At 62.3% G+C, this 22,960-nt stretch carries 14 protein-coding genes; 8 read left to right on the top strand and 6 right to left on the bottom strand.

Annotation, left to right across the window (positions count from 1 at the left end):
- The first annotated feature begins 8 nt into the window (after nt 1–8).
- A complete protein-coding gene (locus tag ACIPQ1_RS15040; protein WP_446534378.1) occupies nt 9–1,112 on the top strand; it encodes a polyamine ABC transporter substrate-binding protein in 1,104 nt (367 codons plus the stop codon).
- 43 nt (nt 1,113–1,155) lie between these two features.
- On the opposite strand, the gene ACIPQ1_RS15035 is transcribed toward ACIPQ1_RS15040, so the two are convergent.
- Entirely contained in the window at nt 1,156–1,767 is a 612-nt protein-coding gene (locus ACIPQ1_RS15035; protein WP_339483184.1) for a TetR/AcrR family transcriptional regulator, read from the bottom strand.
- A 518-nt stretch (nt 1,768–2,285) separates the two neighbouring features.
- Here ACIPQ1_RS15035 and gabP point away from each other — a divergent pair.
- The 4 genes from gabP to ACIPQ1_RS15015 all read left to right on the top strand — a co-directional run bounded on the left by gabP (nt 2,286) and on the right by ACIPQ1_RS15015 (nt 8,431).
- Nucleotides 2,286–3,686: a GABA permease gene (gene gabP, locus ACIPQ1_RS15030; protein WP_446534377.1), complete on the top strand. Its 1,401-nt coding sequence runs from the start codon at nt 2,286–2,288 to the stop codon at nt 3,684–3,686.
- A 308-nt stretch (nt 3,687–3,994) separates the two neighbouring features.
- The gene (locus ACIPQ1_RS15025) at nt 3,995–5,716 is read left to right on the top strand and encodes a type I secretion system permease/ATPase (RefSeq protein ID WP_186731086.1); all 1,722 of its coding nucleotides are present in this window, start codon (nt 3,995–3,997) and stop codon (nt 5,714–5,716) included.
- Entirely contained in the window at nt 5,709–7,079 is a 1,371-nt protein-coding gene (locus tag ACIPQ1_RS15020; protein WP_411384858.1) for an HlyD family type I secretion periplasmic adaptor subunit, read from the top strand. The genes ACIPQ1_RS15025 and ACIPQ1_RS15020 overlap by 8 nt, the downstream gene beginning before the upstream one ends.
- 2 nt (nt 7,080–7,081) lie before the next feature.
- Complete coding sequence (locus ACIPQ1_RS15015; protein WP_411384857.1) at nt 7,082–8,431, top strand: TolC family outer membrane protein; 1,350 nt, start codon at nt 7,082–7,084, stop codon at nt 8,429–8,431.
- 642 nt (nt 8,432–9,073) lie between these two features.
- On the opposite strand, the gene ACIPQ1_RS15010 is transcribed toward ACIPQ1_RS15015, so the two are convergent.
- Nucleotides 9,074–14,686: a putative Ig domain-containing protein gene (locus ACIPQ1_RS15010; RefSeq protein WP_446534376.1), complete on the bottom strand. Its 5,613-nt coding sequence runs from the start codon at nt 14,684–14,686 to the stop codon at nt 9,074–9,076.
- 493 nt (nt 14,687–15,179) lie between these two features.
- On the opposite strand from ACIPQ1_RS15010, the gene ACIPQ1_RS15005 reads away from it, so the two are divergent.
- The 3 genes from ACIPQ1_RS15005 to hemN all read left to right on the top strand — a co-directional run bounded on the left by ACIPQ1_RS15005 (nt 15,180) and on the right by hemN (nt 18,478).
- Nucleotides 15,180–15,623: a CopD family copper resistance protein gene (locus ACIPQ1_RS15005; RefSeq protein WP_250962054.1), complete on the top strand. Its 444-nt coding sequence runs from the start codon at nt 15,180–15,182 to the stop codon at nt 15,621–15,623.
- Between the two features lie 96 nt (nt 15,624–15,719).
- Nucleotides 15,720–17,093 (top strand): coproporphyrinogen III oxidase, encoded by a 1,374-nt coding sequence (locus tag ACIPQ1_RS15000; RefSeq protein WP_411384855.1) that lies wholly within the window; start codon nt 15,720–15,722, stop codon nt 17,091–17,093.
- Nucleotides 17,090–18,478 (top strand): oxygen-independent coproporphyrinogen III oxidase, encoded by a 1,389-nt coding sequence (hemN, locus tag ACIPQ1_RS14995; protein WP_446534375.1) that lies wholly within the window; start codon nt 17,090–17,092, stop codon nt 18,476–18,478. The genes ACIPQ1_RS15000 and hemN overlap by 4 nt, the downstream gene beginning before the upstream one ends.
- 186 nt (nt 18,479–18,664) lie before the next feature.
- Here the strand turns inward: hemN and ACIPQ1_RS14990 are convergent, their stop codons facing one another.
- The 4 genes from ACIPQ1_RS14990 to ACIPQ1_RS14975 all read right to left on the bottom strand — a co-directional run bounded on the left by ACIPQ1_RS14990 (nt 18,665) and on the right by ACIPQ1_RS14975 (nt 22,958).
- Entirely contained in the window at nt 18,665–18,871 is a 207-nt protein-coding gene (locus ACIPQ1_RS14990; protein ID WP_411384853.1) for a hypothetical protein, read from the bottom strand.
- Between the two features lie 6 nt (nt 18,872–18,877).
- Nucleotides 18,878–20,302 carry an efflux transporter outer membrane subunit gene (locus tag ACIPQ1_RS14985; RefSeq protein ID WP_446534374.1) on the bottom strand — a complete coding sequence of 475 codons (1,425 nt, stop codon included), beginning with the start codon at nt 20,300–20,302 and terminating at the stop codon, nt 18,878–18,880.
- Between the two features lie 83 nt (nt 20,303–20,385).
- Complete coding sequence (locus ACIPQ1_RS14980) at nt 20,386–21,210, bottom strand: helix-turn-helix transcriptional regulator (RefSeq protein WP_411384851.1); 825 nt, start codon at nt 21,208–21,210, stop codon at nt 20,386–20,388.
- Nucleotides 21,211–21,797: 587 nt separating this feature from the next.
- The gene (locus ACIPQ1_RS14975) at nt 21,798–22,958 is read right to left on the bottom strand and encodes an FAD-dependent monooxygenase (protein ID WP_446534373.1); all 1,161 of its coding nucleotides are present in this window, start codon (nt 22,956–22,958) and stop codon (nt 21,798–21,800) included.
- Nucleotides 22,959–22,960: the final 2 nt, after the last annotated feature.

The following is a 22,960-nucleotide window of genomic DNA, read 5'->3' as shown; positions in this document are numbered from 1 at the left end:
GTTTGATCATGAGCCTGTTTTTGCGCAACACCTTGCTGGGCGCTGTCGTTTCGATGCTGGTCAGTGGCGCGAGCCTGGCCGAAGAACGGACGGTGCGAATCTACAACTGGATCGAGTACCTGCCGCCGGAAATCCTCAAGAGTTTCGAGGAAGAAACCGGCATTCGCCCCATCTATGACGTCTTCGACAGCGTCGAGACATTGGAGTCCAAGCTGCTGACCGGCAACTCGGGGTATGACGTGGTCTATCCGAGCAGCTCCAACGTCAGCCATCTGATCGCCGCCGGCGCCGTCCAGCCCCTGGACCGCAGCCAGTTGCCGAACTGGCAGCATCTGGACCCCGAATTCATGAAGTCCCTGGAAGCGGTGGGCGATCCGGGCAACCGCTATGCCGCGCCGTACCTGTGGGGCACGACCTTGATTGGCTATAACGTCGACAAGGTGCGCCAGGTGCTGGGGGCCGATGTGCAAATGAATACCTGGGACATCCTGTTCAAGGAAGAGAACATGGCCAAGCTGGCCAGTTGTGGCGTGGGTCTGCTGGACGCCGCCAACGAGATCGTGCCCATTGCCTTGCACTACGAAGGATTGGACCCCAACAGCCAGAAACGTGAGGATTACGCCAAGGCACAGGCAGCCATGCTCAAGGTTCGGCCGTACATCACCTACTTCAACTCATCGCGCTATGGCATGGACCTGGCCAACGGTGAGATCTGTGTCGGGGTGGGTTGGTCCGGTGGGGTGGCCCTGGCCAAACGACTGGCCGAAGACGCCGGGAAGGGGGTCAAGGTGGAGATGGCGCTGCCCAAGGAAGGGGCGCCGATGTGGTCGGACGTCATGATGGTGCCCGCCAATGCGCCTCATGCCAAGGAAGCCTACGCCTTCATCAACTACATCTTGCGTCCGGATGTCATTGCGCGGATCAGCAACAAGATCGGCTATCCCAACCCGAACAAGGAAGCCACGGCACTGGTCAATGCTGAAATCCGCAACAACCCCGCCATGTATGTGCCGGACGAGGCGCGCAAGACCCTGTTCGCCTTGGAACCGGTGCCGGCCGCCGTGGAGCGGATTCGTACCCGCACCTGGACGGGCATCAAGACCCATCGCTGATCGGCGTGGCCCGGCGTTGCGGCGCCGGGTCCGTCTCAGTGGTTCAGGCGCGCATGCCCAGGAAGAGCAATTCAGTGATGCGCCGGACCTGGGCGGAATGTGCCTCGATGTCCGGTTGTTCCTGGTTGACCAACCTGAACAGCTGCAAGTGCGAATAGTCGTTCAACAGGAACGCGGCGAGGTCGACGTCCAGATCGGCGCGTAGTTTGCCGGCTTGTTGCAACTCCCTGATCAGCCCACTGATTTCGGCCCTGAGCGCATCGTTCATGGCGCGATACCCCTCGGGCAGCCCATTGTCGCCACCAAACAGGATCAGCGGCAGCAACTCGCGCCACAGGCTCGGGTGCATGACCTCCAGCGCGTAGCCGGTCAACAGCCGCTCCAGATAACACAGCGCTTCCACCGGGTCCTCGATTTCAGGCATCTGGCTGCGGGTATCGGTGAGGGCGCGCTGGTCGGCGTCGTGCAGGATCTCCAGGATGATCTCCTGCTTGTTGCCGAAGTACTTGAACACGGTGGGCGCCGACACGCCGGCCTGGCTGGCGATCTGTTCGATGGTGGTGTTCTGGAAGCCCTGGCGCTCGAACAGTTCGACCGCCGCCTTGCTGATGGCTTGGCGGCGTTCGGCTTTTTGACGTTCACGCAGTCCGCTCACGGGAGGTCCTTGTCGTAGAAGTAATAGGGGGCGAGCGGCGCAACGCCAGCCAGTTGGAGATCAACCTGTGGGAGCGAGCCTGCTCGCGATTGCGGTGAATCAGCCAACATTGATGTGACTGACACTCCACATTCGCGAGCAGGCTCGCTCCCACAGGAACTGACAGGCATGCAATAACACCCAGTGCTCTACGCAAAATACTTAACCCAGTAAAGTTTTTAAAGGGTTTATTTCATTTCAGCCCCACGGACCTGGCTGAATGCCCCGGTCCAGACGCTTGGCAATGGGCAAAACGCCATGCCTCATTTGGCGAAATCAGGCATATAGGTGGCGCGTTCAGGTAACTAACTCGGGAGGGAAGGCGGGTAACGTGGCGCAACTTTTCACCGCAAGTGCGCACGTTCGCCCAGGGTGGATCAATACAAACCTGATGGTGCCGCTTCCAGGAGGGGCGGAAAAACCGAAACACCGATTGTTCCTGTGCGCGCCTCAATGTTCGATCACAAGAGAATAAGAAAATGACCAGCCCCAGCTTCAAGGATTCGAACGGCCATCTGGCACAGGGCTTCAAGCCTCGTCACGTCACCATGCTGTCCATTGCCGGGATCATCGGTGCGGGTCTGTTCGTGGGATCGGGTCATGCCATTGCCGCCGCCGGCCCGGCCGTCATGCTGGCCTATCTGTTTTCCGGGACGTTGGTGGTCCTGGTCATGCGCATGTTGGGTGAGATGGCGGTCGCCAATCCGGACACCGGCTCCTTCTCCACCTATGCCGACCAGGCCATCGGGCGCTGGGCCGGCTTCACCATCGGGTGGCTCTACTGGTGGTTCTGGGTGCTGGTGATTCCCATAGAAGCGCTGGCCGCCGGCCATGTGCTCAACCAATGGTTTCCCGCCGTCGATGCCTGGCTGTTCGCCTCGGTGTCGATCGTTTTGCTGGCGGTGACGAACCTGTTCAGCGTGTCGAAGTACGGCGAGTTCGAATTCTGGTTCGCCATGGCCAAGGTCGTGGCGATCATTGGTTTTATCTCCCTGGGTTTCGCAGTGCTGATGGGCTGGATTCCCGAGCGCGAAGCCAGCGGCTTGAGCCGGTTGATGGAGGAGCATGGCGGGTTCGCCCCCAACGGCTTGTCGGCGGTAGTGGGCGCGTTCATCACCATCATGTTCAGCTTCATCGGTACGGAGGCGGTGACCATCGCGGCGGCTGAATCCGATAACCCCGCGCAGAACATTGCCAAGGCCACCCGTTCGGTGATCTGGCGTATCGGTGTGTTCTACCTGCTGTCGATCTTCGTGGTCATTTCCGTGGTGCCGTGGAACGATCCGCTCCTGGCTTCAGTGGGCTCCTACCAGCGGGCGCTGGAGTTGATGAACATTCCCCACGCCAAATTCCTGGTGGATGTGGTGGTGCTGATTGCCGTGGCCAGTTGCATGAACTCCTCGATCTACATCGCCTCGCGGATGCTGTACTCCCTGGGCCGTCGCGGCGATGCGCCAAGGGCCGTGAAGGTGACGTCCTCGGCCGGTGTGCCACGGTCCGCGGTGATTGCCAGTACCGTGCTGGGCGCGGGTGTCACCTTGTTCAGCTACTTCATGCCCGCCGGCCTGTTCCAGTTCCTGCTCGCCAGCTCCGGTGCCATCGCCTTGCTGGTGTACCTGGTGATCGCCATCTCGCAACTGCGCATGCGCCGGATGCTGCAACGACAGAACATCGAGCTGCCTTTTCGCATGTGGTTGTTTCCCTGGTTGACCTGGTTGGTCATCGTGTTCATCTCGGCGGCGCTGGCGGTCATGATGATCTCGCCCGAGCACCGCAGCGAGGTGAGCACGACCCTGGGCCTGGCGCTGATCATTTCCTTTATCGGCCTGGCGACGTCGCGACATCCACCCCAGCCGGAGAGCGTCGCTTCCCTCGGCTAATCCCTGATTTTTTACCCTGTTGACGCCACGTTACTGGCGTCAACAAACCCGCTTTTCAGCCCATTCAAGACGCAAAAACCTCAGTCTTGAAGCGCGGCCCTTCCGCCTGTCACCCACTTGCAAACCCAGCCCTGCGAACCGGCACTAACCCGCGGTCGCGTTGTCAGTAATTGGCGTCTGTGGGGATGAGGATCGTCCCTGTTATCGGCATATCAGCTGGATGGTTTTCCTCGAGCACTTTCGGGGGAAAAAGCTTTGCGATGGATTGCGTCCTGGACCGACCCTTTCTCTTGCAGGCGATTTTTCCCATGGGGTTTCTACTCGATCCGCGTCATGACATCGATGCTGCCTTGCTGAGCTACCGCCGGGTGTTCTGGGCCCTGGCGCTGTTCAGTGGCGTGATCAATCTGCTGGTGCTGGTGCCGTCGCTGTACATGATGCAGGTCTACGACCGCGTCCTCACCAGCCGTAACGAAACCACCTTGTTCATGCTCACCTTGATGGCCCTGGGACTGTTCATGTTCAGTGCCCTGATCGAGTGGGTGCGCGGCGAGGTGATGATTCGCATGAGCGCGGGGCTGGACGATGCCTTGGGCGAGCGGGTATTCGATGCCGCCTTCGCCCGCAGCCTGCGGGAACACAACGCTAACCCGGCGCAGGTGCTCACGGACCTGGCGACACTGCGGCAGTTGATTACCGGGCAGGGCCTGATCGCGTTGCTCGACGCGCCCTGGCTGCCGATCTTCCTGCTGGTGGCGTTCATCTTTCATCCCTGGTTCGGCGTGCTGACGCTGGTGCTCGCCCTGGTGCTGATCGGCTTGGCGCTGTGGGGCGAACTGGCGACACGTACGCGCCTGGGCGAGGCCAATCGCCTGGGGGTGCAGTCGTCGATCTATGTCAACAGCACGTTGCACAACGCTGAAGTCATCCAGGCCCTGGGCATGCTCGGGCCGTTGCGCCAGCGCTGGAGTCTGTTGCAGCAGCGCATCATTGCCGCCCAGGCCCATGCCAGCGACCGCGGTGCGCGCATCACCTCTGCGACGCGTTTCGTGCGGATTTCCGGACAATCCCTGGCCCTCGGGCTGGGGGCCTTGCTGGTACTGGAAGGCCAACTGTCGGCGGGCATGATGATTGCGATGTCGCTGTTGCTGGGGCGAGCCCTGGCGCCGGTGGAAATCGCCATCGGCTCGTGGAAGCAATTCAATTCCGGGCGCCAGAGCTACCAGCGCCTGAGCCAACTGTTGGCGCAGCACCCTCGTGATCGCTTGCGCATGCCATTGCCGCCGCCCACCGGGGCGGTGCGCCTGGAGCAGTTGTATGTCGGCCCGCCGGGGGCTTCGCAGCCGATCCTGCGCGGGATCAATTTCAGCCTCGCCAAGGGCGACGTGCTGGCCGTGGTCGGGCCCAGTGCCAGTGGCAAATCGACCCTGGCCCGTGCCCTGGTCGGGGTCTGGCCGGCCATGGGCGGGTCGGTGCGCCTGGACGATGCCGAGATCAGCCAGTGGTCCCACGACGCCCTGGGCCCGCACCTCGGCTACCTGCCCCAGGACATCGAGTTGTTCGACGGCACGGTCGCCGACAACATCGCCCGTTTCGGTGAGCAGGACGCCGACCAGATCATCGCTGCCGGACGGCATGCCGGTATCCACGAAATGATCCTGCGGTTTCCCAAGGGCTACGACACGCCGCTGGGCCCCGGCGGGCTTGGCTTGTCCGGTGGGCAGAAACAACGCCTGGGCCTGGCGCGCGCGCTCTACGGAAGGCCCTCGCTGATCGTGCTCGATGAACCCAACTCCAATCTCGATGACGCCGGCGAGCTGGCGCTGGTCCAGGCCATCAGTGCCCTCAAGGCGGCCGGCAGCACCGTGGTCTTGATCACGCACCGGCCCAGTGTGCTGGCGGTGGTCGATCACATCCTCGTGTTGAAGGACGGGACTCAACAAGCGTTCGGCCCTCGGGACCGGGTGCTCAAGGCATTGATGCCGGGGCCGCGACCGGCCGCGGTCCGGGAGGCGGGCGGCGATGCGTGATCTGATCCCTGATGCACAGACCTACAGCGAGCAGGGGCTGAGCGTGCGCGGCACCACGACACTACCCAGCGCTCGGACTGATGCCGGGAGTGCGGCGCGTTATGGCGTGGGATTCCTGGTCCTGACGCTGGGCGGTTTCCTGCTCTGGGCCTGCCTGGCGCCACTCGACCAGGGAGTGGTGGGCAGCGGCACCGTGGTGGTGGCGGGGGAGCGCAAGGCGGTGCAGTCGTTGGTCGGCGGAGTGGTGGAAAAGCTGCTGGTGAGCGATGGCGACCGGGTCACCCAGGGGCAATTGCTCGTGCAACTGAACACGGTGCAGGCGCAGTCGCAACTGGACGTGACCCTGGGCAAGCTGCTCAATGACCGCAGCATCGAGGCGCGCCTGATTGCCGAGCGCCTGGGCAGCGCCGAGATCCAATGGCCTGCGGAGCTGCTGGCGCGCGCCGACGAGCCACGAGTGAAGGCGGCCATGGCCTTGCAGAGCCAGTTGTTCATCACACGTCGCGCGGAGCTGGGCAGTCGCTTGCAGATCATCGAGCACGAAGCCGCGGCGTTGCAGCAACAGTTGCTGGGCTACGAAGGCGTCAAGCGCAACTACGACGCGCAGATGCGTTTTCAGCAGCAGGAGCTTGAAGGCCTGCGTGACCTGGCCCGGGAAGGCTACGTTCCGCGCAACAAACTGTTCGAGGCCGAGCGCAACGCGGCCCAGTTGGCGGGGCAGATCGCCTCCGGCGTGGGGGATGTCGGCAGGACCCGCCAGGCGATCAACGAAAGCCGGCTCAAGGCCTTGCAGGCGCAGCAGGAATTTCGCCGCGATGCCGAGACGCAGCTCAGCGAGGTCTCGGCCGAGGCGGCCGGTTATGCCGATCAGATCCGGGCCTTGCAGTTCGAAGTCGACAACGGTGCGATCCGCGCACCGGTGGCCGGGCAGGTGATGGACGTGAGCATTCATACGGTCGGCGGCGTGGCGCAGGCTGGCCAGACCCTGATGCAAGTGGTGCCGCTGGATGCGCCGATGGCGATCACCGCCCGCTTCGAGCCTCTGATGGCCAACAAACTGCGCCCGGGCCTGCCGGTGCACGTGCATTTCACCGCGCTGCAACGGGTGGATACGCCGACGGTCACCGGCACCGTGACGACCGTGTCGGCCGACCAACTGATCGACGAGCAGACGCACCTACCGTACTTCTCTGCCAAGGTCGAGATTCCCGCCGACACCGTGGCCGCGTTGCAAAGCGCCGGCCTGCTGGTGCGCCCCGGCATGCTCGCCGATGTCACGGTGGTGACGGGCGAACGCACCTTGATGAATTACCTGATGAAACCGTTGCGTGAACGCTTGCTGGCAGCCTTCAAGGAGGAATGAGCATGGTCGACCGTTGCCGCTCTCGCGTGCGTGTACTGCTAAGCCTGTGGACCGGTTGGGTGGTGCTCAGTCCTGTGTGGGCCGTGGAGAGTGGCTTGAGCCTGACCGCAGCCTACGATGCCTCGCGCCTCAACGATCCGACCGTGCAAGCGGCGGCCCACGCCTTTGAAGCCTCGCGGCACGAGGAGGACATCGGTCGCGGCGGCCTCTATCCGCAAGTCTCGCTGTCCTCGCGTTATGGCTACGGTGGACGGACCGACGGCGGCGACGACAACAGTTACGTCAACAGCAACGATTACCAGGCGAACAACGTCACCCTGGCGGCACAACAACCGCTCTACGACAAGGCCCGCTGGGCGGCGTACCAGGAAGGCAAGGCGCGGGGGAAACTGGGCACCCAGGTGTTCGACGTGGCCGGCCAGACCTTGTATGACCGAGTGGCGAAGGGGTATTTCGACGTCGCCCGGGCCGAGAACGAGATCAAGCTGATCCAGCAGCAGAAGGCGGCGATCCAAGGCTTGGTCATCCAGAGCAAAAAGCTTTATGAGGGCGGCCAGGGGGCGATTACCGATATCGACGAAGCCCAGGCGCGGCTCGACCTGGTGCAGGCCCAGGAAGCCGAAGCCCAGGCCCGTCGCGTGGCGGCATTGCGGGCGTTGTCCGGGCGAGCCAGTGTGCCCATCGATGACATCCTGCCGATGCGCGAGGAACTGGCCGCCGGTAGCCCGATCCCGCCGGAGCAGGACTTGCCGTACTGGACGGCGATTGCCCGCCAGGCCAGCCCCGAGCTGGCCGCTCGGCTGGCAGCGGTGAAAGTCGCCGAGGCCCAGGCCGACAGCCAGCGTGCGGGACATTATCCGACGTTGTCATTGACCACTCAGTTGACCCGCCGTGAAACCCGTCAATACCAGGAACTCGACCCGCGCCAGGACACCTATTATGTGGGTGTACAATTGGACATTCCGCTGTATCGCGGCGGGGCGGTACGGGCCTCGGTGGCCAAGGCCGAAGCGCAACTGGCGGGTGCGCAGTCTGACTACGACGTGCAGCGCCAGCAACTGGCCGAGGACATCGAGGCCGATTACCTGGGCGTCGTCGCCGGGTTCGCCAAGAGCAAGGCGATGCAGCGGGCGGTGGAGTCAAACCAGCGAGCGCTGACCTCGACGGAAAAAGGCTTCCAGGGCGGGGTGCGTTCCACGGTGGATATCCTTGACGCCCAGCAGCGACTGTTCCAGGCCCGCCGGGACCTGCTCAACACCAAGCTCGACATGCTGCAAAGCTATGTGAGCCTGCACACCCACACCGGCCAGATGAACCGCGCGGTGCTGGAGCAGGTGCAAAGCCTGTTCTAGGCCATCCAAGGCACGCAATCTTGCACTTATCCCTGTGGCGAGGGAGCTTGCTCCCGCTGGGCTGCGAAGCAGCCCCAAACCCAGGCAATGAGTGGTATCAGGCAGACCGAGTCCACCGATTCACGACTGCTGCGCAGCCGAGCGGGAGCAAGCTCCCTCGCCACAAAAACTGTCCAGGCCATGTGCTTGTTTTCAATCTCCCAGGCACAACACGACCCCCTGTGGGAGCGAGCTTGCTCGCGAATGCGGTGGGCCAGTCAGCATCCATTTTGAATGTGCTGCCGCCATCGCGAGCAAGCTCGCTCCCACAGTTTTGATCTGTGGTGGCCCTGGGTTTTTCTGGCACCACAAAGCCCCTGTGGGAGCGAGCTTGCTCGCGAAAGCGGTGGGTCAGTCAGCATCGCTGTTGGATGTGCCGGCGCCTTCGCGAGCAGGCTCGCTCCCACAGTTTTGATCTGTGGTTGACCTGGATTTTTCAGGCACAACACGACTTCTGTGGGAGCGAGCTTGCTCGCGAAAGCGGTGTGTGAGTCAGCATCCCTGTTGGATGTGCCGGCGCCTTCGCGAGCAGGCTCGCTCCCACAGTTCTGGCCTGTAGTTGTCTTGGGTTTTTCAGCTCAAGCCCCCCGGAGGGGGCTTGGGTCAGGCGGTGAAGTCGCTGGCGTGCAGCTCCTTGACGCCGACCAGTTCGAATTCGAACTCGGGGGTGGCGTCGGCGTTGGTGCTGCCGGAGAGGATGCCATCGACGAAGCGCAACTGGCCGGTAGCATTGCTGGCGTCGAAGGCGTTACTGCCGATGAACGTGAAGGCATCGACCCCGGCGGTCAGTGGGTTGGCGTCCAGGCCGGTGAGGTCCAACTTGTCGAACTCGGCACTCTTGAAACCACTGATCACATCGCGCAAAGCCCCGACGCCCATGTCCGACAGCGCACCAAACGCGTAGGTGTCCGCGCCGGTGCCGCCGGTGAGGTTGTCGGTGCCTGCGCCGCCGATCAAGCGGTCATCGCCCGAGCCGCCTACCAACGTATCGTTGCCGGCCCCGCCGTCGAGGACGTTTGCCGCACTGTTCCCCGACAGCGTGTCGGCGGAGGCGCTACCTTCCAGGTTCTCGATGAACTTCAAGGTATCGAGCCCGGAACCCACGGTGTTCTGCTGCGCCGACGTCGAGAGGTTGACGGTCACGCCGGACAGCGCCCGTTCATAGCTCGCCGTATCCATGCCATCGCGTCCATCCAGGACATTGTTACCGGCACTGGCGAACAACGTATTGTCCAAGGCGTTGCCGGTGCCATTGGCGGCGCCAGGGCTATCGACATACAGGTTCTCGACGTTGCTGCCCAAGGTGTAGGCCGCCAGGCTGCTGTGCACGCTGTCGATCCCGCCGGTCACCGCGTTGGTGCTGGTCTCGATCACGCTGTCGTCGGCATTGTCGACAAAATACGTGTCGTTGCCATCGCCTCCGCTCATGCTGTCGGCCCCGGCGGCGCCGTCGATCACGTTGTTGGCGGTATTGCCGGTGATGAAGTTGCGCCGTTCGTTGCCGGTGCCGTCGATGTCCGACACACCGGTGAGCACCAGGTTTTCCAGATTGGCCCCCAGCGTCCAACTGACCGAGGCTTGCACCGTATCGATCTGCGCGGTCGAGGTGTTGGTTTCCACCACGCTGTCGAACGCATTGTCGACCACGTAGATGTCGTTGCCATCGCCACCGGTCAAGGTGTCGGCGCCGAGGTCGCCGTCCAGGGTGTCGTTGCCAGAACTACCCACCAGGGTGTCGTCCTGGTCGGTGCCGGCGATCATCCCGCCCTGGTTCTGGGCGTTGTCGAAGATGTCCTGCACGCTGTTATTGTCGTCGGGATTGCCCTGAAAGCCGAGGTCATTGGCTATGTAGTCCGCCAGGCGTTGGCCGACGATTTCCGCCGATTCCTCGTGCAGGTGCCAGACGTCATCGGGATACACCAGCGGATCGACTTCATAGCGCAACGGCAGGTCGGTGTAGTCCACCGCCAGCTTGACGTCGGCGCGTTCGGCGGCCATGGCCTCCTGGGCGGCGCGGACATAACCGACGCCCTCGACGATGGCGGCGATCTTCTCTTCCGAATAACCCCGGGCCCGGGCCGCGTCCTCTGAGTAATGGCCGGTTTCCATCAGGTACACAGTGAAATTGCCAAATTGGGCATGCAGGTAATCGAACACCTTCAAGGTCGCAGCCTTGTACGCAGCCGCAGCTGCGGCCTTGTCCGTGGCACGGGCGATTTCCTGGGCGGCTTCCTCGCCCTGGCCCCAGATGATGCCCATGGTGACGTTATCGATCGCCTGCAATTCGGTGCGCTGGTCGCGCAGCAACGTCACCGCGCGCAACAGTGCCGCCCCGGGTTGGTTGGTGTCGGTCAGCCACCAACACAACTGGAGTTCCTCGGCGCTGAGTGTGGAGAGGCCGTTGACCGTGCTGCCGCCCACCGCGATGTCGATGCCGTTGCCATCGGCATCGTTGAACTGGCTGCGCACGTCGTAGGTGGTGTAGCGGTTGAGGTCGTTGACCAGCATCGAGGTGCCGGATTGGTCGTCGTCCTCGGACATGCGCAACAGACGTGCGTTGGATTGGCCGAGGGTCGGCAGGTAGAGAATATCCTGCTGGGCGCGCTCGCCGAAGACGAAGTCGTTGGCGGTAAGGGTGTTTAGGTAGTTGCCGTTGAGGGCGATCTCGAAGCGATTGCCATCGGCGTCGGCTTCGGCGGACTTGACGTAGGTCTTGTCGCCGGCCGCGTTGAGAGTCATGTACAAGGTGCTGTTGGTACCGTCGCCGAGACCGAGAAAACCCAACCCGGAGACGTCGATTTTGTCGACGCCGGCTGTGAAATCGTAAATCGTGTCGGTGGCCGTGACACCACCGGTGTCGTAGTCGCGGTAGCTGTCGGACAGGTTGCTGTAGCGAAACGTGTCGGCGCCATCACCGCCGTACAGCGAGTCGCGTCCGGCACCACCATCGACGATATCCGCACCGGTGCCGGCCTTGATCGTGTCGTTGCCGCCAAGCCCGAGGATCAGGTCGGCGCCCGTCGTGCCATTGAGTGTCTCGGCATTGGCGGTGCCAGTGATGGTGTTGGCGGGCGCATCGGCGACCACCAGGGTGAAGTTGTCGCTGACCGAGGCGCCTGACGGATCGGTGGCCTTGACCAAGACGTCGTAGTTGCCCGCCGCGGTGCTGGTGGGCGTGCCGCTGAAGGTCAGGTTGGCGGCATTGAAACTCAGCCAGGCGGGCAGGGCGTTGCCGTTGGCGAGGGTTGCGGTGTAGGTCAGCACATCCTGGTTGGCGTCGCTGAAGCTGTTGCTCGCCACGGTGTATTTGAACGGCGTGCTTTCACTGGCGTTCTGGTCCAGGAGCGGGGTGACCACCACGGGCGCCACATTGGTGGGGGTGCCTTGGTCGGCGAAGACGAAGTGATTGGCCGTCAGGCTGCTGACAAAGTTGCCCGCCATGGAGATCTCGAACCGGTTGCCGTTGGCATCCACCGTCAGGTCCTTGAGGTAGGTGCGGTTGGTCGACGAACTGTAGGTGACCTGCAGGGTACCGTTGAGCCCGTTGCCCAGGCCCGTATAGCCGAGCGCGGAAACGTCGATCTTGTCGGCGGCCACGTCGAAATCGAGGATCTGGTCGCTGGCGCTGGTGGAACTGGTGCGATAGCTGTCGAGCTTGGAGGTGTAGCGGAACACATCGGCGCCCGTGCCACCGGTGAGCTTGTCGACCCCGGTGCCGCCGACCAGGATATCGTTGCCGGCGCCGCCATTGAGGGTGTCGTTGCCCGCGCCACCGAACAGTTGCTCATTGGCAGCGGTGCCGGTCAGCGTGTCGTTGTTCGGTGTGCCATTGATCACAATGGCGGCGGGGACGTCCTGCACGGCGAGCGTAAAACTGTCGCTGACGGTGGCGTTGCTGCCATCGGTCGCGGTGACCTGGATCGAGTAGGTGCCCGATGCCGTATCGGGTGGCGTGCCGTTGAAGGTGCGGGTGGCGGCATCAAAGGTCAGCCAACTGGGCAGGGCGCTGCCATTGGCGAGCCTGGCGGTGTAGCTGAGGCTGTCGTTGTCCGGATCGGTGAAGCTGGTCGCCGGCACCACGTAGTTGAACGGGGTGTTTTCGGTGGCGTTCTGGTCCAGCAACGGCGTGGCTAGCACGGGCGCCTGGTTGGTCGGCGAGGAGGTGGCGAAGACGAAGTTGGCGCTGGTCAGGGTGTTGAGGTAATTACCGTCCAGGGCCACTTCGAAGCGGTTGCCGTTGGCGTCGGCCTCCAGGGATTTGATGTAGGTCTTGGTGCCGGCGCTGTTGAGCACCAGGTACACGGTGTTGTTCCTGCCATCCCCCAGGCCGGTGAAGCCCATGGCCGAGAGATCGATTTTGTCGGCGCTGATGTTGAAGTCAGTGATCAGGTCGCCGAGGTTGGCGCCGCCGGTGTTGTAGTTGCGGTAGCTGTCCAGGCGATTGGCGAACACAAAAGTGTCCGCGCCGGTGCCGCCGGTGAGGGTGTCCATGCCGGCACCGCCGTCGAGCTTGTCATCGCCGGCGCCTCCACTGAGGCTGTCGTTGCCCGCCAGGCCGAGCAGGGTGTCGGCCGCATCGCTGCCCAACAGCGAGTCGCTGCCGCTGGTGCCGGTGATCACCCGGTTGAAGATGAAGTTGCTGGCAGTCAGGGTGCTGGCAAGGTTGCCCGTGAGGATCAGCTCGAAGCGATTGCCGCTGGCATCGGCGTCGAAGTCCTTGATGTAGGTGCGGTTGTTGCTGGCGCTGTAGCTGACCTGCAAGGTGCCGCCGCGACCGTTGCCCAGGCCGGTGAAACCGAGGCCGGCGAGGTCGATCTTGTCCTGGGTGACGTCGAAGTCGGTGATGGTGTCATCGAAGCTTGTCGTCGCGTTGCGGTAACTGTCCGACTGCGCGACGAACCGGAACGTATCGGCGCCGGTTCCGCCGGTAAGCTTGTCGATGCCCGCGCCGCCTACCAGGATGTCGCTTCCGGCCCCGGCGTTGAGGGTGTCGTTGCCTGCCGCGCCATAGAAAATCTCGCTGGCGCTGGTGCCCGTCAGGATGTCGTTGCCCGCCGTACCTTGCACGGTCGTCATTGGCACCGTGGCGCTGACGTAGCTGCCGTCGCCGTAGACCAGCGTGGCGCCCTTGCTCGTGTGGCTGATGGTGTTGGCGATGATGGCGTTGCGGTCGGTGCCGTCTTCATTGCGCTCGGCAACACCGTAGGTCGACAGGTCGCTGCCGCTGATGATGTTGCCCTGGATGAGGTTGTCGCTGCCGTTGAAGTACTTGCCGGACACGCCCAGGGTGTCGTCGTAGGACTGGATGATGATTTCCGGAACGGCGCTGCCCAGGGAATTGTTGTTGAGCGTGTTGTCGATGACCTCGACATGGTTGCTGCCGTAGATGCGGATCCCGGCGCTGGCGTTGTCATGGATATCGACGCCGGTGACGGTGACCTCGCTGGAGAGCTTGATCAGCACGCCTTCGGCGCCGTTGCCGTACACCTCGCCGCCCGTGATGGTGATGTTGCTGGGGGAGGGGATGTCCTCGCTGCCGCGCTGGACCACGATGCCATTGCCGCCGTTGTCGTAGGCGACGTTATTGGTCAGGGTGAAATCGTGGGTGCTGGTGACGACGTTGAAACCGTGGCGGTCGTTGTTGTAGGCGATGTTGTTTTCGAAGGTGCTGTCGCTGAGGAAGTCGGCGACGAAGCCGTCCAGGCCGTTGCCGTGGGACACGCTGTTCTTGATGACCATGTTGACGGTCTGCTCGTGGGGGTCGAAACCGTACCCGGAGCAATCCTTGATCTCGACGCTGTCGAGGGTGACGTTGGAATCGTAGCCTTCTTCGCCGGGAATATAGCCGTTGAACCAGCCGTCGACCTTGCCGGTGGTGCTGTCGCGGTTGCCGTCGATGGTGAGGTTGCTCACGCCGAAATCATGGGTTTCCTCACCATAGGCCGAGCGGATGATACCGGTGATCTTGGTGTCGGAACCATCGGCCAGCTTGACCGTGGTGTCGCCCATGCCGTCGCCGTACAGGTAGACGTTGCTCTTGAGCATCAGGCAGCCATCGGAAGGTTCCTCGCCCCCCGAAACGATGTAGGTGCCGGTCGGCATGTACACCTGGCCTCCGCCGGCCGCGGCCGCCGCATCAATCGCACTCTGAATGGCTGCCGTGTCGTCGGTGATGCCATCTCCTTTGGCGCCAAAATCTTGTACGTTGAAAATCATGAGCTTATCTCCGTATCAGGCTTTAACCTCGGTAGACGCCAATATTCCATCGACGACCTCGGTGTTATGACCCAGCGGAGCGCAAAAGTTGTGACCGCATATCGGGGAAAGTGTCAAAAAGCTGGGGTAACTGATCAACGGTATGGTCGGAATGGGCAGGAGTAACGTTTCGTTGACGCTTCAAGGCCGAACGATACCCCCTGTGGGAGCGGGGGGGGGCGCGGGGGGGGGGGGGGGGGCGCCCCCCGAGCGGCGGCAACCACCCCCGCGCGCGCCACCCCCCCCCGGGCTTGCTCGCGAAGGCGGCGAATCAGTCGACATCGTCGTGACTGACACACCGCTTTCGCGAGCAAGCCCGCTCCCACAGGTTCTTCCCCACAGGTTCCGTGGTGACTGATGGGAATTTCCTTGATTGGCATCAACCCCACTTCCAGGGCCGCGGGATAACCTCGGATAAACCATCGCCCCGCTGAAGAGGGCGTCGAGGACTTCCATGAGTTATCCGCTGCTCCTGACCTTGCACCTGTTTGCCGCGCTGGTGTTCATCGGCACGGTGTTCTTCGAAGTCCTGTTTCTTGAAAGCATCCGCAAGCAACTGCCCGCCAAGGTCATGGTGCTGCTGGAACAGGGCATCAGCCGCCGTGCCCGGCAGTTGATGCCGTGGGTACTGCTGGTGTTGTTCGGCGCGGGCGGCGGCATGGTCTGGTTGCGATACTGGCCGGCGCTGTCGTCGCCGTTGCAATCGTCCTTCGGTGTGCTGCTGGGCCTGAAGATCCTGTTGGCGGGCAGCGTGCTGGGGCATTTCCTCTGGGCGATGTGGCTGTTCCGGAGCGGGCGCATGAACGCCCGCTACGTGCACATCATCCATGTCAGCGTGTTCCTGCACATGGTCGCGATCGTGCTGCTGGCCAAGGCCATGTTCTACGTCACCTGGTAAGCGTTGGCGGCGGGCGGCCAGGGCGCTTGATACAGGTCAAGGTGGCCCGGCGTGCAGGCGTGCAAACTGGCCCCGCACCGCCACTCGGAGATTGTCATGTTCGACCCGTTCCATACCCTCGGTGAGCGACCCGCGGGACGTGCCCCAGTGGTGGCTGATTTCGATTGTCCGGTCGGCACGCGCAGGTTCCATGCCGGTATCGGCTCCCTCGACCTGCTTCGAGGATTACGTACCAGCCGCCAGAAACGACGGCCCCTGTCCCTGGCGGTGCATCTGCCTTCGCGCTTGCGGCTGGCGTCGTGTTCGCCCCTGGCCAGCGACTGCCGATGCGGCGAGATCGAGGGCTATCTGCAACGCCTGGCCTATGAAATGGGCTTGGTCGGTTGCCACCTGGGGGCCGGGCGGCGCGTCGAGCAGTTTTGCCTGACGGGCGGCACACCGGTGATCGCCCATCTGCAGAAGCTGATGAGTGACCTGCGCAGGCGCTTCGACTTCTGCGAATTCGACGGTGCTGACCACAGTATCGAGGTGGACCTGCATCACACCGACTGGTCGACCATGGGCCTGATCCGTGACCAGGGTTTCACCCATGTCAGCATCGGCGTGCCCGACATCGGCGTTGACAGCGATCTATCGGTCGATTGCTACCAGAACCCGGCGCCGATCCATTCATTGATCGATGCGGCACGCACGTTTGGTTTTCGCTCCATCAACATCGACTTGGGCTACGGCCACGCCTGGCAGACACCGGACAGTTTCGCCCTGAAACTGGCGACGCTGATCGAACTGGAGCCGGACCGGTTGCACGTTTTCGACTACGCCCGCGCGCCTTATCGTTATCGCTCGAAGAACGCCGGGCTGGCCGGAACCTTTTGCAGCCCAGCCGACAAGGACGCCATGCGGCGCATCTGTTGCGAACAGCTGATCGGTGCCGGTTATCACTACATCGGCCTGGGCCAGTTCGTCAGGGCCGACGATGACCTGGCGGTGGCTCAGGAACATGGACGCTTGCACCGCAATTGCCAGGGTTTTACCCGTCACGGTTGCTGTGATCACGTGGGCTTCGGCTTGTCGGCCATCACGCAGATCGAGCACCTGTACGTACAGAACACCGACGACTTGCTTCTTTATTGCCAGCAGCTGGACGCCGGGCAATTGCCGGTGTGTCGTGGCTGGCGTTGTGAGGCGCAGGACCAGGTCAGGGCGAGCGTGACCGAACAGCTGTCCTGTGACCTGGAATTGGATATACAAGCCATCGAGGCGCGCTTCGGCCTGGTGTTTCGCGAGCACTTCGCGTCCGCCTGGCCGTTGCTGGAAGCATTGCATGACCAGGGATTGATCGAACTGTCGAGCCGATTCATCGGCATCCTGCCCGCCGGGCGCTTGAATGTGGACGCGATCTGCAACCTGTTCGACCCGGCACCGGATGACGCAAGCCCACACGCTTTTGAAAAGTTGACCCCCTCATGAAAACTGCCTCCGGTTTCAATCGTGCCCTGGTGGAGAAATACGACCGCCCGGGACCGCGCTACACCTCTTATCCGACGGCCCCGCAGTTCCACCAGGCCTTTGCCATGGATGAATACCGCCAGGCCGCCCAGCGCAGCCACCTGGCGCCACAGCCGAAGCCGTTGTCGGTGTACATCCACATTCCGTTCTGCCAGAGCCTTTGTTATTACTGCGCGTGCAACAAGATCATCACCCGCAAGACCCATCGCGCCGCCGAATACCTGACTTACCTTAAGCGTGAAATAGCCCTGCAAGCGGCGTTGTTCGACCGCTCGCGCAAATTGACCCAGCTGCATTTAGGTGGCGGCACGCCGACGTACCTGACCCATGAGCAACTGGCGGACCTGATGGACTGCCTGCACCAGGCGTTCGACATGGACGACAGCGACGCCCACGAGTTTTCCATCGAGGTCGATCCACGGACCATCGATGCAGAGCAGATCCAAGGTCTGCGCCAGCTGGGCTTCAATCGCTTGAGCTTCGGCGTCCAGGACTTCGACGCCCAGGTGCAGGTCGCGGTCAATCGGGTGCAAAGCGAAGCCCAAGTCGTCGAGCTGGTGGAGGCCGCGCGCCGGGCGCATTTCAAGTCCATCAGCGTCGATCTGATCTATGGCCTGCCGCTGCAGACCATCACCAGTTTCGACGTCACCTTGAGCAAGATCATTGCCCTGCGTCCGGATCGGATCGCGGCCTACAGCTACGCCCACCTGCCGCAACGGGTGCGGGCGCAACGGATGATCCGCCCGCAAGACATGCCGCCGCCCGAGCGCAAGCTGGAGTTGCTGGAGCTGACCATCAATCGCTTGACTGAAGCGGGCTATGTCTACATCGGCATGGACCACTTCGCCTTGCCGGATGACGAACTGGTGCGCGCCCGCGCCCAGGGCACCCTGCAGCGCAATTTCCAGGGCTATTCCACCCACGCCGATTGCGACCTGATTGGCCTGGGGGTGTCGTCGATCGGCAAGGTGGGTGACAGCTACAACCAGAACGTCAAGGAGCTTTCCCAGTATTACGCCCGGTTGGATCAAGGCCTGCTGCCCGTGCAGCGCGGCTATCGGCTGAGCGACGATGACCGGCTGCGGCGCCAGGTCATCAGCGAACTGATGTGCCATGGGCGCATCGACTTCCGTCGGATCGACAGCGAACACGGCATCCGATTCGGCGAATACTTCGCCGATGCCTTGGACCGGCTCCAGGAGCTGGTGCGCGACGGGTTGCTGGACATCCGTGACGGCGAGCTGGTGTTGTTGCCCCAAGGCCAATTGATGATGCGCAACGTCGCCATGGCATTCGACGCGTACCTGGGGGCGGACCAGACGGTTCAGTATTCGCGCACGGTCTGAAGCCCGAACTGCTTTTGTGGCGAGGGAGCTTGCTCCCGCTGGGCTGCGAAGCAGCCCCCAAAACGGCCATCGCGGTGTTTCAGGTTGATAGTGGCCAGCTTCCTTGGGGCTGCTGCGCAGCCCAGCGGGAGCAAGCTCCCTCGCCACAAAAGCTCCCTTGCCACAAAAAGGAGCCTCGCTACGGGCCTACGACCGCTCGGTATCCGGATTGCTGGACGCCGGGATCAGGTCGCGTATCGCGTAGAAGCCCTGCACCAGGCGATTCTTGGCCCGGTACTCACACAGGAGCAGCAAGGTATCCGGCATCTGGGAGATGGACGAGGCGTGTTTGACCACCATTGTCTTGCCGCCCGAACGTAAGCGCACCAGTGCCCCGGGTTCGAATGTACCCATCTGCAGTCACCTCATCGTCACGTTGCTTGTGCGTTCTACCCAACCCCCGCCCAGGGCCTTGTACAGGTTGACTTCGGCGAGCAGCTGCGACAGCCGGTCGACGATCAGGTTTTGCCGGGCGCTGAACAGCGAGCGTTGGGCATCGAGGAACGTCAGGCTGCTATCCACGCCGATGCGATAGCGCCGTTCCGCCAGGCGGTAGTAGTCCTGGTTGGCTTGCACCAGGTCGCGCTGGGCGATCAATTGGTCTTTATAGGTCTTGCGTGCCGCCAGGCCGTCGGACACTTCCTGGAAGGCGGTCTGGATGGCTTTCTCGTATTGCGCCACGCGGATGTCTTTCTGGATTTTCGAGTAGTCCAGGCTCGCCCGAAGGCTGCCGGCGTTGAAAATCGGCAGGTTGATCTGCGGTTGAAACAGCCAGCCGCCCGACCCGCCCTTGAACAGCCCGGACAGTTCGTTGCTGGAGCTGCCCGCGTTGGCGGTCAGGCTGATGCTCGGGAAGAACGCGGCACGGGCCGCGCCGATGTTGGCATTGGCCGATTGCAACAGGTACTCGGCCCCAAGGATGTCCGGCCGGCGTTGCAGCAAGTCCGAAGGCAGGCCCGCCGGTACTTCGCTGAGCAGGTCCGAGGCCAGTGGGCGGCCGGGCAGGTCATCGGCGACCGAAGTGCCCACCAGCAGCGTGAGGTTGTTGAGGTCCTGGGCGATCTGGCGCTGGAACTTGGCCAGGCTGGCCTTGGCGCCTTCCACCGAGGTTCGCGACTGGCTCAGGTTCAAGGCCGAGGCGGTGCCGACCTGGTTGCTGCGTTCGGTCAGGCGCAGGCTTTGCTCATAGGATTGGAGCGTGTCCTGGGTCAACGCCAGCAATTCCTGATCGGCACGCCAGGTCAGGTAGGCACTGGCCACGCTGGCCACCAGGCTCAATTGGCTGCTGCGGCGGGCTTCTTCGCTGGACAGATAAATCAGGGACGCCTCGTCACTGAGGCTGCGTATTCGCCCGAACAGGTCCAGCTCATAGGCGCTGATCCCCAGTGTTGCCGAATACGAACCGCTGGTGACGGCCTCACCGGTTCCGGTCAGGCTGGCCGGCATGCGCTGACGCGAACCGGTGCCATTGGCACTGATCGCCGGGAGGAGGTCCGCCCGCTGGATTCGATATTGCGCCTGGTAAGCCTGGACGTTCAGGGCCGCTACCCGCAAGTCGCGGTTGTTGGCCAGGGCGCCCTCGATCAGTTGCGCCAACACCGGATCCTGGAACAGGTCGCGCCAACCCTGTTCGGCCGCCATGGGCCCCGACAGCGCCGGGGCGTAGGCCGAGGTCTGCGGATACAGCCCGGCGACCGGTGCGTCGGGACGTTGGTAGTCCGGGATAAGCGAACAACCGCCCAACATGAATGCCGCGGCTGCCAGTGGGCTCAAGAGTTTATGCATCGACCTGTTATCTCATCGTGGTGCCTGGCCAGGCACCGCAGGCGCAGGCAGGCGGGTTCTGGCGGGCCGTTCGCGGCGAGCCGTCATGAGCCGATCATCCATTTCGCCAGCCCATGCCGGCCACTCACGCCCAGCTTGGCGGCGGCACGCTTGAGGTAGGTTTCGATGGAACTGTTCTTGACCTGCAACTTTTCAGCGATCTCCGGCACGGTGCCTCCGGCCAGCAGGCCCAGGCAGACCTCTTTTTCCCGCACGGAAAGGGTGACGTCGCAGGGACTCAATCGATCATTGAAGTCACGTTGCAGTTGGGTCTGTTCGGCGCTATCGAGCGGATGGCTCGTGGCGCTGCCAGGGGTTTTGAAGCATTGGCGATTGAGGTGCGCATGACGCTCGGCCAGCGGCAGCAGCGTTTCGGAAAGGTACTTCAGAAAGGACAGTTCCTGGAGGGAAAAGTCGCGCTGTACCTGAGGGCGTTGCAACGAGATCACACAGCGACGGTTGGCCTTGCGTGAAATCAGAATGCACTGGTGGGAGGTGCCGAGGCAGTCGTTGCCTCTTTCGTCCTTCATGCGTGCATTCAAATGGATCAGCAGGGCGTCATCCACCTCCAGTACCCTTTTTACCAAGGGGTGATCATTGCGTTGTATCGCCGTGGTGGGGCAGGGGGATTGCATGTGCAGGTTTTTTTCCGCACCCGCATACCCCAACAGTTGTACATCGAGGACATTCGACTGGGTGTCGTCGGCTGTCCATTCACTCAATTCGAGCCGACTGACAGGCACCGTTGTTTCGATCATCTGGTGCATGTTGGTCAAGAAGCTCTCGTGTCCGACACTTGAAATCAGCTTTCCTAGCTCTACGTAGAGGTGCGATTTTTCTGCACCCTCGATATACGCATGTCGATTCATAATCCTTATTTCCTGCTTACTCGAAAAAGCTCCGCATCGCTGATTGTTGACGGAAAAAATCCGACCGCTTCCAAAATGCTGAAGCTTCTTCTGGAGTTGATACTTGGGGTCAATCGGTCTTGTGAACCTATCGACTTAAACGGTTTAGCCCGGTGGAGCTATTAAGCGTTTCCATGTAGGAAAAGTCTGTAAGGGAAAACAGGGACATTCCGGGTCAGGCAGGGGTTGTCGGTTTTTGGATACCTCCGGGCAAAAACACGTTGGGTCAAAGGTTTTTTTCCCTGGCGACGAACGCCGCAGGGTTGGCTTTCAGCAAGGTGTCTGGAAAATATTCAACTAAATTAAAGGGTTGCGTTCGCGATCTGGTTCTTGGATGCCCGCCCCCAATGTAGGACCTATCTGACAGTAGCATCCAGATTCTGGATTCCCAGTATGGTGAAGACTTCTCATTTATCGATTTTTATCCCGGTGCGTGTCGTTTTTTGTCTATGTAGGAGTCGCTTTCGGTCATTGACGCTTTAGCGCCGTCGGTAACAAGGCGGGGGTTGGGCCATCCCGCCCAGGTTGGTCAGCGACCGTTTTGAAGGTCATGGGCAGGGCTTGAACGAGAGGAGGTCGATGTTCTTTTTACGCAGGCTGCTCTGTGGCGACAGGCGCATGTACCATTCTCGAGCCCAGCAGGCGAGTGTCGACTCGGCTTGTTCGATACCACTCATGAAGCGCGCGGCATTGACAATTCCGTTGGCCCGCGGGTGCCGATGGGCCTGGTAGTGCAGCAGTGCGTTGCGCAGGTCCGGCGTTCGCGCCAGTCGATCGGCCAGCACCACGGCATCCTCGATCGCCTGTGCGGCACCTTGGCCCAGGCTGGGCAACATGGGGTGAGCCGCATCGCCCAAGAGCACCACGTGCCCATCGCAGAATTGCTCGACGGGATGGCGATCCCTGGCGTGCATTTTCAATAGCGCGCTCTCAGGGGTGGCCTCGATGGCCGCCACGACTTCCGGCGCCCAGCCGGCGTAGGCCGCGAGCACTTCTTGCTTGCTGATGTTCAAGGCAGCGTCCGCCGCGTTTTCATGATTGCAGGTGCCCCACCAATACGCCTGGCCGTTGCCGACATCGCAGAGCCCGAAGCGCTTGCCGCGGCCCCAGTAGTGCGCCACGTAACCTTCGGTCATGACCGGATGGCTGAAGGGCGTCACCGCCAGCCAGGCGACATAGCCCGATGGGCGGGTTGGGGTTTCGCCGAGCATTTGCTGGCGAATCACCGAGTTCAGGCCATCGGCGCCAATCAACAGATCCGCTTCCTGAAGGCTGCCGTCTTCGAACCGCACCGTGACGCCATCGGGGCGAGGGTCATACCCGGTGCAGCGCAACCCGGTCGTCAAGGTGTCGGGCGCGAGCTGCTGCGCCAATGCACGCAGCAACAGCGGGCGCTGGATATTCACGCTGGGATGCCCCAGCTGTTCGCCGATCTCGTGGATCGGCATGCGGGTGATGGCTTCACCCTGGTGTTTCTTGAAGAAGAAGTCGCGGATCACCTGGCCGGCCTGTTCCACCGGGACATGGGCGTCAATCGAATGTAACGCCGCCATGGCATTGGCCATGACGGACAAGCCGGTGCCACCTGTGCGCAGTGTCTGCGCCGCTTCGAAGACCTTGACCTGCCAGCCCGCTCGTTGCAGTGCGATGGCGGCGGTCAACCCGCCGATCCCGGCACCGGCGACAATGGCTTTTCTGGGTGCTGTCATGT

The organism is Pseudomonas sp. LARHCG127 (genome assembly GCF_052871455.1).
Note: the sequence above shows the minus strand (reverse complement) of the source record. Positions and strands in the feature narration are given on the sequence as shown.

Coding starts and splice junctions, on each gene's coding strand:
- gabP (WP_446534377.1), top strand. CDS start 2,286: ATGACCAGCCCCAGCTTCAAGGATTCGAACGGCCATCTGGCACAGGGC.
- ACIPQ1_RS14985 (WP_446534374.1), bottom strand. CDS start 20,302: ATGCATAAACTCTTGAGCCCACTGGCAGCCGCGGCATTCATGTTGGGC.
- ACIPQ1_RS15025 (WP_186731086.1), top strand. CDS start 3,995: ATGGGGTTTCTACTCGATCCGCGTCATGACATCGATGCTGCCTTGCTG.
- hemN (WP_446534375.1), top strand. CDS start 17,090: ATGAAAACTGCCTCCGGTTTCAATCGTGCCCTGGTGGAGAAATACGAC.
- ACIPQ1_RS15015 (WP_411384857.1), top strand. CDS start 7,082: ATGGTCGACCGTTGCCGCTCTCGCGTGCGTGTACTGCTAAGCCTGTGG.
- ACIPQ1_RS15005 (WP_250962054.1), top strand. CDS start 15,180: ATGAGTTATCCGCTGCTCCTGACCTTGCACCTGTTTGCCGCGCTGGTG.
- ACIPQ1_RS14975 (WP_446534373.1), bottom strand. CDS start 22,958: ATGACAGCACCCAGAAAAGCCATTGTCGCCGGTGCCGGGATCGGCGGG.
- ACIPQ1_RS15010 (WP_446534376.1), bottom strand. CDS start 14,686: ATGATTTTCAACGTACAAGATTTTGGCGCCAAAGGAGATGGCATCACC.
- ACIPQ1_RS14980 (WP_411384851.1), bottom strand. CDS start 21,210: ATGAATCGACATGCGTATATCGAGGGTGCAGAAAAATCGCACCTCTAC.
- ACIPQ1_RS14990 (WP_411384853.1), bottom strand. CDS start 18,871: ATGGGTACATTCGAACCCGGGGCACTGGTGCGCTTACGTTCGGGCGGC.
- ACIPQ1_RS15020 (WP_411384858.1), top strand. CDS start 5,709: ATGCGTGATCTGATCCCTGATGCACAGACCTACAGCGAGCAGGGGCTG.
- ACIPQ1_RS15000 (WP_411384855.1), top strand. CDS start 15,720: ATGTTCGACCCGTTCCATACCCTCGGTGAGCGACCCGCGGGACGTGCC.
- ACIPQ1_RS15040 (WP_446534378.1), top strand. CDS start 9: ATGAGCCTGTTTTTGCGCAACACCTTGCTGGGCGCTGTCGTTTCGATG.